The organism is Tepidiphilus succinatimandens (assembly GCF_006503695.1).
Lineage (GTDB): Bacteria > Pseudomonadota > Gammaproteobacteria > Burkholderiales > Rhodocyclaceae > Tepidiphilus > Tepidiphilus succinatimandens.
Genome location: NZ_SBIK01000011.1, coordinates 87,591 through 99,084 on the forward strand (window position 1 = coordinate 87,591; position 11,494 = coordinate 99,084).

Annotated in this window: 15 protein-coding genes; all 15 read left to right on the forward strand. The window is 66.7% G+C overall.

The window, feature by feature from the left end:
* Window positions 1-29: 29 nt before the first annotated feature.
* Window positions 30-818 carry a signal peptidase I gene (lepB, locus tag EPD82_RS08050; protein ID WP_055424173.1) on the forward strand — a complete coding sequence of 263 codons (789 nt, stop codon included), beginning with the start codon at window positions 30-32 and terminating at the stop codon, window positions 816-818.
* Between the two features lie 26 nt (window positions 819-844).
* Window positions 845-1,210, forward strand: a complete 366-nt coding sequence (locus EPD82_RS08055; RefSeq protein WP_206202244.1) for a DUF4845 domain-containing protein — start codon at window positions 845-847, stop codon at window positions 1,208-1,210.
* On the forward strand, window positions 1,207-1,893 hold the full coding sequence (gene rnc / locus EPD82_RS08060; RefSeq protein WP_141056359.1) for a ribonuclease III: 687 nt from the start codon (window positions 1,207-1,209) through the stop codon (window positions 1,891-1,893). Before EPD82_RS08055 ends, rnc begins: the two co-directional genes overlap by 4 nt.
* A 40-nt stretch (window positions 1,894-1,933) precedes the next feature.
* Window positions 1,934-2,839, forward strand: coding sequence for a GTPase Era (era, locus tag EPD82_RS08065; protein ID WP_141056360.1), 906 nt, complete (start codon window positions 1,934-1,936; stop codon window positions 2,837-2,839).
* A gap of 6 nt (window positions 2,840-2,845) precedes the next feature.
* Window positions 2,846-3,550 carry a DNA repair protein RecO gene (gene recO / locus EPD82_RS08070; protein ID WP_141056361.1) on the forward strand — a complete coding sequence of 235 codons (705 nt, stop codon included), beginning with the start codon at window positions 2,846-2,848 and terminating at the stop codon, window positions 3,548-3,550.
* Complete coding sequence (locus EPD82_RS08075) at window positions 3,547-4,296, forward strand: pyridoxine 5'-phosphate synthase (RefSeq protein WP_141056362.1); 750 nt, start codon at window positions 3,547-3,549, stop codon at window positions 4,294-4,296. The genes recO and EPD82_RS08075 overlap by 4 nt, the downstream gene beginning before the upstream one ends.
* Window positions 4,293-4,700 (forward strand): holo-ACP synthase, encoded by a 408-nt coding sequence (gene acpS, locus EPD82_RS08080; protein WP_141056363.1) that lies wholly within the window; start codon window positions 4,293-4,295, stop codon window positions 4,698-4,700. The genes EPD82_RS08075 and acpS overlap by 4 nt, the downstream gene beginning before the upstream one ends.
* Before the next feature lie 13 nt (window positions 4,701-4,713).
* Window positions 4,714-5,775 carry a beta-N-acetylhexosaminidase gene (gene nagZ, locus EPD82_RS08085; RefSeq protein ID WP_141056364.1) on the forward strand — a complete coding sequence of 354 codons (1,062 nt, stop codon included), beginning with the start codon at window positions 4,714-4,716 and terminating at the stop codon, window positions 5,773-5,775.
* 12 nt (window positions 5,776-5,787) lie between these two features.
* Window positions 5,788-7,587 (forward strand): excinuclease ABC subunit UvrC, encoded by a 1,800-nt coding sequence (uvrC, locus tag EPD82_RS08090; protein WP_141056365.1) that lies wholly within the window; start codon window positions 5,788-5,790, stop codon window positions 7,585-7,587.
* A gap of 34 nt (window positions 7,588-7,621) precedes the next feature.
* Window positions 7,622-8,194 (forward strand): CDP-diacylglycerol--glycerol-3-phosphate 3-phosphatidyltransferase, encoded by a 573-nt coding sequence (gene pgsA, locus EPD82_RS08095; RefSeq protein ID WP_055424182.1) that lies wholly within the window; start codon window positions 7,622-7,624, stop codon window positions 8,192-8,194.
* Between the two features lie 109 nt (window positions 8,195-8,303).
* Window positions 8,304-8,687: a 30S ribosomal protein S6 gene (rpsF, locus tag EPD82_RS08100; RefSeq protein ID WP_055424183.1), complete on the forward strand. Its 384-nt coding sequence runs from the start codon at window positions 8,304-8,306 to the stop codon at window positions 8,685-8,687.
* 15 nt (window positions 8,688-8,702) lie between these two features.
* On the forward strand, window positions 8,703-9,014 hold the full coding sequence (gene priB / locus EPD82_RS08105) for a primosomal replication protein N (RefSeq protein ID WP_072247983.1): 312 nt from the start codon (window positions 8,703-8,705) through the stop codon (window positions 9,012-9,014).
* Entirely contained in the window at window positions 9,007-9,255 is a 249-nt protein-coding gene (rpsR, locus tag EPD82_RS08110) for a 30S ribosomal protein S18 (protein WP_028875107.1), read from the forward strand. The genes priB and rpsR overlap by 8 nt, the downstream gene beginning before the upstream one ends.
* A gap of 13 nt (window positions 9,256-9,268) precedes the next feature.
* Window positions 9,269-9,718 (forward strand): 50S ribosomal protein L9, encoded by a 450-nt coding sequence (rplI, locus tag EPD82_RS08115; RefSeq protein WP_055424184.1) that lies wholly within the window; start codon window positions 9,269-9,271, stop codon window positions 9,716-9,718.
* 208 nt (window positions 9,719-9,926) lie between these two features.
* The gene (gene dnaB, locus EPD82_RS08120; RefSeq protein ID WP_141056366.1) at window positions 9,927-11,303 is read left to right on the forward strand and encodes a replicative DNA helicase; all 1,377 of its coding nucleotides are present in this window, start codon (window positions 9,927-9,929) and stop codon (window positions 11,301-11,303) included.
* The last annotated feature ends 191 nt before the right edge of the window (window positions 11,304-11,494 follow it).

The following is an 11,494-nucleotide window of genomic DNA, read 5'->3' on the forward strand; positions in this document are numbered from 1 at the left end:
CTCGCTGCACTCGTCCAAGGCAGGGAACCATGAATTTCGCGCTGATCCTCTTTCTGCTCACGCTCGCCACGGGCGTGCTGTGGGCGTTCGATCGCTGGGTGGCGGGCAAACGCCGCCCAGAGGGCGCTCCTGCACCCTGGTGGGTCGAATATGGAGCGAGCTTCTTTCCGGTGATCCTCGCCGTCTTTGCATTGCGCTCCTTCGTGGTCGAGCCGTTCAAGATCCCCTCCGGCTCGATGATCCCGACGCTGCTCGTGGGCGACTTCATCCTGGTCGACAAATTCTCCTACGGCATCCGCCTGCCGCTATTGAACCGCGTCGTCATCCCCGTGGGGCACCCGCAGCGCGGCGAGGTCATGGTATTCCGCTACCCGGCCGATCCTTCGGTCGATTACATCAAGCGCGTCGTCGGCCTGCCGGGGGATTACGTCGAATATCTCGACAAGAAGCTGCGCATCAATGGCGTGCCGGTACAATACGACCCGCTACCGGACTATTTCCATCCCGATCGGTTGTATTATTCCACCCGCTGGCGCGAGCATCTGGGAGAGCATCCGCACGACATCCTCGTCGATGACGTCGCCCCTCCTTTCGTCACGCAGCGGCTCGAGTTTCCCTATGCCGACCGCTGCGAATACAACCGGCGGGGAGTGCGCTGCTTCGTGCCGCCTGGCCACTATTTCGTCATGGGCGACAATCGCGACGGCAGCAGCGACAGCCGGGTGTGGGGCTTCGTGCCGGAGGAAAACATCGTCGGCAAGGCCTTCTTCATCTGGCTGAACCTCTCCGACCTGTCGCGCATCGGTCGAATCCAATGAAAAGGAGCGCAGGCATGGACACAGTGATGAGACGGGGGCAACGCGGGGTCAGCTTGCTGGGAGTGATCTTCTGGGGCGTGATCGTCGGCCTCGGGCTGATCCTCGCCCTGCGCATCGTTCCCGTCTATACCGAATATGCCGCAGTCAAACGCGCCATCTCCGAGCTCACCCAGCGGGCCGAGCCGCAGACCCCGCCCTCGCAGCTGCGCAGCGAATTCGACAAGTTCGCCACGATCGATGATTTCACTTCCGTGAGTGGGCGCGACCTCGTCATCACCCGCGAAGAGGGGCGCACGAAAATCGAAGTCCATTACCAGCGCCTCGTTCCCTTGTTCGCCAACGTCAGCCTCGCCTTCGATTTCGAGGCCCACGGTACGATAGGCGCGCCATGAGTGAGGCAGGAAGACGGTGGCAGGCGCTGCAGGAGCGCCTCGTTTATCGTTTCCACGATCTCGATCTGCTCACCACCGCCCTCAGACACCGTAGCGCGGGCGAAGGACACAACGAGCGCCTAGAGTTCCTCGGCGATGCCGCGCTCGACCTGGCGGTGGCCGAGCTCCTCTATGGCCGCTATCCCGAGGAGCCCGAAGGGATCCTCTCGCGCGCCCGCGCGAGCCTCGTGCGCCAAGAAACTTTGGCCGCAGCCGCCCTGCGCCTGGGGCTGGACGAGTTGCTCGTCATCGGCGAGGGCGAGCGGCGCGCCGGCGGCAACCGTCGCCCTTCGCTCCTTGCCGACGCGCTGGAGGCCATCGTCGGCGCGGTGCTGCTCGACGGTGGCTATGAGGCCGCGCGCGAGCTGGTGGCGCGCGTTCTCGAGCCGGAACTCGCCGCGCTCGGCCCGCTCGAACGCCTCAAGGATCCCAAGACCCGCCTGCAGGAATGGCTGCAAGGGCGGCATCACCCCGTGCCGCGCTACGAGATCGTCAGCGTCAGCGGCCCGGCGCACGCGCAGCACTTCAGGGTGCGGGCGCAGGCCGAGGCGATCGGGCTTTCCGCCGAGGGCGAAGGGCCCAGCCGCCGCGCCGCCGAACAAGACGCCGCCGCCAAGATCCTGGCGCAGTTGGGAGAGACCTGAACCCTTGCCCGCGCCCTGCGGGCACTTTGCCTGAGTTCCGATGAACGATACTTCTTCTGCTTCCGCCTTTCGCGCCGGCTATGCCGCCATCGTCGGCCGGCCCAACGTCGGCAAATCCACCCTCACCAACCGCCTCGTCGGCCACAAGGTGAGCATCGTCTCGCGCAAGCAGCAGACGACGCGCCACCGTGTCCACGGTATCCTCACCACCGACCGGGCGCAGTTCGTCTTCGTCGACACGCCCGGCTTCCAGACGCGGCACAAGCGCGCCCTCAACCGGCTGATGAACCGCACGGTCACCCAGGCGCTCTCCGAGGTCGACGTCATCGTCTTCGTGATCGAGGCTTGCCGCTTCACGGCCGAGGATGCTCAGGTCATGGTCCTGCTGCCGGAGCACGTGCCGGTCGTGCTCGTCATCAACAAGGTCGACCGGTTGAAAGACAAGAATCTGCTGCTGCCCTTCATCGCCGAAATGGCGCAGCGCCGCCCCTTCGCCGAGATCGTGCCGCTGTCGGCGGAAAAGGACGAGCACACCGACGAGCTCCTGCGGGCCCTCGAACCCTATCTGCCCGAGGGCGAGCCGATCTACGACCCCGACATGATCACCGACCGCAGCGAGCGTTTCCTCGCCGCCGAATACCTGCGGGAAAAAGTCTTCCGCCTCGTGGGCGACGAGCTGCCCTATGGCATCGCCGTGGAGATCGAGCGCTACGAAACCGAGGGAAACTTGCGCCGTATCTATGCTTCAGTGATCGTCGAGCGCGAACCGCACAAAGCCATCATCATTGGCCGCGGGGGTGAGCGCATCAAGCGCATCGCCACCGAGGCACGCCAGGAGCTGGAAAATCTGCTGGAGGCGCGCGTCTATCTCGAAGTCTGGGTCAAGGTGCGCAGCGGCTGGGCCGACGACGAACAGGCGCTGCGCTCTCTGGGCTACGACGGCTGAGGGCGCATGACGCGGCGGCAACGGGTCGAGGCCGAGCCCGCCTACGTCTTGCACGCGCGGCCTTGGCGTGAAACGAGCCTGCTGCTCGAGGTGCTCACGCTCGAACACGGGCGCTTGGCGCTTGCCGCCAAAGGGGCGCGCCGCCCTGGCTCCCAGCTGCGCCCGGTGCTGCTCACTTTCCAGCCCCTCGTGCTCGGCTGGAGCGGGGCGGGCGAAGTGCGTACCCTCACGCGGGCCGAGTGGGCGGGGGGCGTGCCGCTGCCGCGAGGAAGGGCTCTGTGGTGCGGGTATTATCTCAACGAGCTGGTGCTGCGGCTGCTCGCGCGCGAGGATCCCCATCGCGAGGTCTTTCTCGCCTATGACACAGCGGTGCGCGCGCTCGCCAGGGGGGAGGCGCTCTCGCCCGTGCTGCGCCGCTTCGAGCTCGCCTTCCTCGCCGCGCTGGGCTACGGTCTGGATTGGCCGCAAGCCGCAGCCGGGCGCTACCGCTTCGAGCCGCGTGCGGGCCTGGTGCTGCTTGCTGAGGGGGAAACGGCAAGATCAGGCGAGGCAATACTGAGCGCCGAGACGCTGGAAGACGTACGCGCCGGCCGCTGGAGCCGGCCGGAGACGCTCGCCGAAGTGCGCGCGCTCACGCGCCGGCTCATCGACCACGCCCTCGACGGGCAGGAATTGCAAGCACGACGCATGTTACGGGAGCTGCTCGAATGATCGAACTCGGAGTGAACATCGACCACGTTGCCACCCTGCGCCAGGCGCGCCGCACCTATGAGCCTGATCCGGTGTGGGCCGCGGTGGAGGCGCACCTCGGCGGGGCCGACGGCATCACGGTCCATCTGCGCGAGGATCGCCGTCACATCCAGGACGCCGACGTCCGGCGCCTGCGCGAGCTCACCCAGATCAAGCTCAATCTCGAAATGGCGCCCACCGACGAAATGGTGGCGATCGCCTGTTCCCTGAAACCCGAGATGGCCATGCTGGTTCCCGAGGGGCGCCAGGAGATCACCACCGAAGGGGGGCTCGACATCGTGCGTGACGAGGCCCGCCTGCGTGGCGTGGTCTCCCGTTTGCGCGACGCCGGCATCGTCGTCAGCGTCTTTCTCGATGCCGACCCCAGCCAGGTCGAGGCGGCGAGCCGCATCGGCGCCGAAGTGTGCGAGGTGCATACCGGTCCCTATGCCCACGCCTTCCATGCCGCCGGGCGCGATCTGGAGCGTCCCGCCGTGCAGGCCGAACTCGACAAGGTGCGCCGCGCGGGGGAGGCGATCGTAGGGCTGGGCATGCGCTTCAACGCCGGGCATGCCCTCAACTACTACAACGTCCAGCCGGTGGCGGCGCTACCGGGCGTGCGGGAACTGCACATCGGCCATGCCATCGTCAGCCGCGCCGTCTTCACCGGCCTGCGCGAGGCCGTGCGCGAAATGAAGCGGCTGATGCGCGAGGCCGCGGCCCGATGATCGTCGGCGTGGGTACCGACCTCGTGCGCATCGATCGCCTCGCCGCGGCGCTCGCGCGCCACGGCCCGCGCTTCGCCGCGCGCATTCTCGCGGCGCCCGAGCGGGAAGAGTTTTCTCGCGCGGCCATGCCGGAGCGGTTGCTCGCCAAGCGCTTCGCCGCCAAAGAGGCTTTCGCCAAGGCCTGGGGCACCGGGCTTGGGGCGGCGCTCGGCTGGCAGGATCTATGGGTGGCGCACGACGCGCGCGGACGCCCCTTCTTCGCCTTCGCCGAGGCGCTCGCGGCGCGACTCGCCGCGGCCGGCCTGCGGGCGCACCTGAGTCTGGCCGACGAGCGCGAGCACGCCGTTGCCTTCGTCGTGCTCGAGCGCGCCGAGGGCGAATCCCCGCTTTTCCCTCCCGCCTGAAAAGTTCCTTCTCATGGACCACACCGACCTGCCGCCCGGCCCCTTGATGATCGATCTCGCCGGCCTCGAACCGAGCCCGGAAGAACTGCGCCGTCTCGCCCATCCGGCCGTGGGCGGCGTCATCCTCTTTGCCCGCAACTATCGCGATTCGGCCCAGCTCGCCGCCTTGGTCCAGGCGATACGTTCTGCCCGCCCTGGGCCGCTGGTCATCGCCGTCGATCAGGAAGGTGGGCGCGTGCAGCGTTTCCGCGGCGACGGCTTCACCCCGGTCGCCCCCATGCGCCGGCTCGGCGATGAGTACGAACGCGACCCCGAGCAGGCGGTGGCGCTCGCCTACGACGTCGGCCTCGTCCTCGGCGCGGAACTCGCCGCGCACGGCATCGATCTCACTTTCGCGCCGGTACTCGACGTCGAAGCTGGCGTGAGCGCGGTGATCGGCGATCGCGCCTTCAGTCACGATCCCGCCGTGGTCGCGCGCCTTGCCCAGGCGCTGGTGGCGGGGCTTGCCATGATGGGGGTGCGCGCCGTCGGCAAGCATTTTCCCGGCCACGGTGCGGTGGCGGCCGATTCGCACGAGACGCTGCCCGTCGATTCCCGCCCCTTCGAGGTGATCTGGCAGCGCGACCTCGTGCCATATCGTCATCGCCTGTTGCGTTCGCTGGCCGGCGTCATGCCCGCCCACGTGCGCTATGAACGCTGTGCCCCGGAACCTGCGGGGTTTTCCGCCTTCTGGCTGGGCGAAGTGCTGCGCCAGCGGCTCGGTTTCCGTGCTGCCGTCCTCTCCGACGATCTCGGTATGGCAGGCGCCGCAGCTGCCGGGGATGAGCCTCAGTCCCGCGTCGCGGCGGCGCTGTCGGCCGGCTGTGACCTGGCGCTCGTGTGCAATCGCCCCGACTGGGTGGCGCACCTGCTCGAAGCGGCGTGGCCCCAGGCGGCACCCGATGCGATCGCCCGCCGCCAAGGACTGCTCGGTTCTCCGCGCATCCCCGATCCCTTCGAGCTCGAGCTCTTCGAACCCTACCTGCAGGCGCGCGAGCGCGTACGCGACTGGTCGCAGCGCCATGCCTGGTTCTGATCCGTTCCTGCCATGAAGTTCGACGCTTCCGCTTTCCTGCAGACGGTGCCCGAATCGCCCGGCGTCTATCGCATGATCGGCGCCGACGAGACCGTGCTCTACGTCGGCAAGGCGAAGAACCTGCGCCGACGCCTGGCGAGCTACTTCCGCGCCCGGCTGCCGAGTCCGCGCATCGCCTTGATGGTGCGCCAGATCGAACGCGTCGACATTTCGCTCGTGCGCTCCGAGGCCGAAGCGCTCATCCTCGAGAATCACCTCATCAAGACGCTGGCGCCGCGCTACAACATCCTCTTTCGTGACGACAAATCCTATCCTTACATCCGGCTCACCGGCGGCGACTTTCCCGCCATCCAGACCTACCGCGGTGCCCTGCACAAGGGGGAGCGCTATTTCGGCCCCTATCCGAACGGCTGGGCGGCGCGCGAGAGCATCCAGCTCGTGCAAAAGCTCTTCGAGCTGCGCACCTGCGCCGATTCGGTGTTCCGCAACCGTTCGCGCCCTTGCCTGCTGCATCAAATCCACCGCTGCACCGCCCCCTGCGTCGGCAAAGTGAGCGCAGAGGAATATCGGCAGCAGGTCGAAATGGCCGCGCGCTTTCTCTCCGGCAAGTCGACCGAGGTGATCGAGACGCTCACCGTGGCGATGAATGCGGCAAGCGAGCGGCTCGACTTCGAAGAGGCCGCCCGGCTGCGCGACCGCCTCCGGGCGCTGCAGTCGGTGCTGCACCAGCAGGCGGTCGACAGCCGCCGCGACGAAGACGTCGACATCCTCGTCGTCCTCGCGCACGCCGGGCTCGTGTGCGTGAACCTCGCCATGGTGCGCGGCGGGCGGCATCTCGGCGACCGTCCCCTCTTCCCGCAGCAGGCCGAGGGCGCCGAGCCGGTTGACGTGCTGCACGCCTTCCTCGAGCAGCACTACCAGGACCGGCCTTGGCCCGATCGCATCCTCACCAACCTCGCTTCGCCGGAACTCGCCGAATTCGTGGAATTCCTTGCCGAACGCCCCATTGCCGTGAGCGCCGGGCGCGGTGCCACCGACCGCGCCTGGCTGGAGATGGCCGAAGCGAACGCCCGGGTGGCGATCGAGGCGCGTGCGCGCGGCGGTGAGCGTGCCCGAACCCAGCTGCAGGAGCTGGCTGCGGCGCTCGACCTGCCCGAGCCGCCGCGGCGCATCGAATGCTTCGACATCAGCCATACCATGGGCGAGGCCACCGTGGCCTCCTGCGTCGTCTGGGAGGGGGAGGGGATGAATCCCTCGCAATACCGGCGCTACCACATCGAAGGCATTACGCCGGGCGACGACTATGCCGCCATGCGCCAGGTGCTCACCCGCCGCTATGAGCGGGTCGCCGAGGGCGAGGCGCCGCGCCCGGATCTCGTGCTCATCGACGGCGGCAAGGGGCAGCTCGAGGTCGCCGCCCGGGTGCTCGACGAACTCGGGCTCGAGCTGCCGCTCGTGGGCGTGGCCAAGGGCGAAGCGCGCAAGCCCGGCCTCGAGACCCTCGTTTTCGCCGACGGACGGGCGCCGCTGCAGCTGCCACCCTCCTCGCCGGCGCTGCATCTCATCCAGACCGTGCGCGACGAGGCGCACCGCTTCGCCATCACCGGACACCGCGCCCGCCGCGCCAAGGCCCGCACCGGTTCCCGCCTCGAGGACATCCCCGGCATCGGCCCCAAACGGCGCAAGGCGCTGCTCGCAGCCTTCGGCGGGCTCGACGGAGTGAAGGAGGCCACCGTCGAAGACCTATGCCGCGTGCCCGGCATCGACCGGCAGCTCGCCCAAACCCTCTATAATGCGCTGCACGGCCACTGACGGCAGACAGGCGCACGAAGGAACAGGGCGAACGATGCACTGGAACATTCCCAATCTCCTCACCTGGGGGCGAATTGCCCTCATCCCCGTCTTCGTCCTGCTCTTCTATCTTCCCCAGGGCTGGCTGCACCCCCAAGTCATCAATCTCTGGGCCACCGTCATCTTCACCGTGGCCGCGATCACCGATTGGCTCGATGGCTACCTCGCCCGTCGGCTCAGGCAGCAGTCGCGCTTCGGCGCCTTCCTCGACCCGGTGGCCGACAAGCTGATGGTCGCGGCCGCCCTCATCGTCCTCGTCGATCTGGGCCGGGCGCATGCGCTTGCCGCCCTCATCATCATCGGGCGCGAGATCACCATCTCGGCTCTGCGCGAATGGATGGCCGAACTCGGCAGCCGCGGCTCGGTGGCCGTGGCCTTCATCGGCAAGCTGAAAACCACCGTCCAGCTCATCGCCATCCCCGTGCTCCTCTACTGGAGCCCCTTGCCGCACTTCGATACCCCCTTCTGGGGGCAGGCGATGCTCTGGCTGGCAGCCCTGCTCACCATCGTCTCCATGGTCTATTACCTTCGCCGCGCCTGGCCGCTGCTGCGCGAGGGCATGGCCTGAACGTCTGTCGCTTGCTGGACAACCCCATCGTTCGCCGCTATACTAATCGTTTCCCTTGCCTCACCGGACCGCATGCCGGGAGGCTGCTCGTCAACCACAAGGAGTCTACATGCGCCACTACGAAATCGTCTTCATCGTCCATCCGGACCAGTCCGAACAGGTTCCGGCCATGGTCGAGCGCTACCGCAACCTCATCACCGGCCGCGGCGGCAAGATCCATCGCCTCGAAGACTGGGGGCGCCGCCAACTCGCCTATCCCATCCAGAAAGTGCACAAGGCGCACTACGTCCTGATGAACATCGAGTGCGACGGCGAGACCCTCAACGAACTCGAGACCGCCTTCAAATTCAACGACGCCGTGCTGCGCCACCTCACCGTGCGCATGGACAAGGCCGTCACCGAGCCTTCGCCGATGATGAAGGAAGAGAAGTCCCGCTCCCTGCTGGAAGCGCCAGCGGCCGAATCCGCCGCCGAAGCCAGCCCGGCGGCCTGAGGCTTTGTCCGCCCGGTGTGCAACCGCGTGGAACTCGACGGCGTGCTGATCTCCAGCCGCGGCCTGCGCTACACGCCGGCAGGCATCCCGGTCTTCGAGGGCGTGCTCGCGCATCGTTCGACGCAGACCGAAGCCGGAGCCGAGCGCCGCATCGAATTCGAGCTCGGCATCAAGTCCTTGGGGGAATGCGGACGCCGGCTCGCCGAACTGCCGCTGGGAACCCGGATCCGCTGCCTCGGCTTCCTCGCCGCTCGCACCCTGAAGAGCCGCACGCCCATTCTGCATATCACCGAATTACGACACATGGAAGGAAACGAACATGGCTAGACCCGAACGGGGCGGACGCGGATTCTCCCGCCGCCGCAAATACTGCCGCTTCACGGCCGAAGGCATCGAGCAGATCGACTACAAAGACGTCGAGCTGCTGAAAGACTTCATCACCGAAGTCGCCAAGATCATGCCGGCGCGCATCACTGGCACCAGCGCCCGCTACCAGCGCCAGCTCGCCACCGCCATCAAGCGTGCCCGTTTCCTGGCGCTGCTGCCCTACACCGACCAGCACGAGTGAGCGGAGGCCCGACATGCAAGTCATCCTGATGGAGAAGGTCACCAACCTCGGCAACCTCGGCGACATCGTCAAGGTCAAAGACGGCTACGCGCGCAACTACCTCATTCCCCAGAAGAAGGCCAAGCGCGCCACGCCCGAGAACATCGCCGAATTCGAACGCCGCCGCGCCGAGCTCGAGCGCCAGCAGGCCGAGAAACTCGCCGCCGCCCAAGCGCTCGCCTCGCGCCTCGAAGGCATCACGGTGCAGATCACCCGCAAGGCTGGCGAAGACGGCCGTCTCTTCGGCTCGGTCACCAACATCGACATCGCCGAAGGTCTGCAGCAGCTGGGCTATGACATTCCCCGCGCCCAGATCCTCATGCCTCAAGGCCCGATCAAGAGCGTCGGCGAGACCGAGCTCGAGATCGCGCTGCACACCGACGTGCGCGTCACCATCAAGGTCTCGGTGCTCGGCGAGCACTGATTCCTGCCGTACGCCTCGCCCGACGAGCGCCGTGCCTTCAGGTCCGGCGCTCGTTGCTTTTTCGGCGTTAGAATGAACCCATGCCTCGGGTCTCGAGATCCGCGGGGCAACTCCCGACGGGAACCTCCTCTTCACAGAGATAATCTGGCGTGGGAGCGGTGTAACCTTTTCCAAGCCATTTCGCCCGGTCACGGGTGTGGATTGAACCATGTCTGACGAACTTCTGCTCGCTCCTTCCTCCACGGGTTTCAAACTACCGCCGCACTCGCTCGAAGCCGAACAGGCGCTGCTCGGCGGGCTGCTCCTCGACAATACCGCCTGGGATCGCGTCACCGATCTCGTCGGTCCCGACGACTTCTACCGCGACGAGCATCGGCGCATCTTCCGCCACATCAGCCGCCTCGTCGAACAAGGTCGCCCCGCCGACGTCGTCACCGTCCACGAATCGCTGGAAAAAAGCGGAGAGGCGGAAGCCGCCGGCGGCCTCGCCTACCTTGCCGAACTCGCCAACCAGACGCCGTCGGCTGCCAACGTCCGCCGCTACGGCGAGATCATCCGCGAGCGCGCCATTCTGCGCAAACTCATCGCCGTGGCCGACGAGATCGCCGCCTCCGCCCTCAGCCCCATGGGGCGCGAAGCCAAGTCCTTGCTCGACGAAGCCGAAGCCAAGATCTTCGAGATCGCCGAAGCCGGCGCCCGCAGTCTCACCGGCTTCATCCCCATCGGGCAGGCGCTCAAGCTCGTCGTCGACCGTGTCCAGGAACTCTACGACCGAGCCGACCCCAGCGAGGTCACCGGCATTCCCACCGGCTACGTCGATCTCGACGAAAAGACCTCTGGCCTGCAACCCTCCGATCTCATCATCCTCGCCGGTCGCCCCGCGATGGGGAAGACGACGCTTGCGCTCAACATTGCCGAACACGTCGCCATCCATCAGCGCCTGCCGGTGGCGGTCTTCTCCATGGAGATGCCCAGCACCCAGCTCGCCACGCGCTTCCTCGCCTCGCTCGGGCGCATCGACATGCAGAACTTGCGTCGAGGGCGCCTCTCCGACGACGATTGGCAACGTCTGACCGCCGCCATGGGCAAGCTCTACGAAGCCCCCATCTTCATCGACGAAACCCCTGGCTTGAACCCGATCGACCTCCGTGCCCGCGCCCGACGTCTCGCCCGCCAATGCGGCAAGCTCGGACTCATCGTCATCGACTATCTGCAGCTGATGACCGGCACCCGCGAGAGCGACAACCGCGCCACCGAACTCTCCGAAATCTCCCGCTCGGTGAAGTCCCTCGCCAAAGAGCTCAACGTGCCCATCATCGCACTCTCCCAGCTCAACCGCAGCCTGGAACAGCGCCCCAACAAGCGCCCGGTCATGTCGGATCTGCGCGAATCGGGCGCCATCGAACAGGATGCGGACATCATCATGTTCATCTACCGCGACGAAGTCTATAACCCCGACACGCCCGACAAAGGCGTGGCCGAGATCATCATCGCCAAACACCGAAACGGTCCTACCGGAACCATCCGCCTCAGCTTCTTCGGCGAGCACACCCGCTTCGAGAGCTTCGCCTCTGCGGCGTTTTGAAGCGAGCCGGCGCTGGCATCGGCTGCCTCTATGAAGGGATGAGCAAAAACCGCGCCACATCTCTTTGCGCCCCCTGTTGTCAACAAATAGAACTGTCCGGTTTCGTAGCACATAAACTGTCCGCTTTTCCGGGCCGGGGAGGGAAGGCGTGAAGGGCGTAGCCCGGAGCGCCTTCCCTCCCCGGCAGGCGC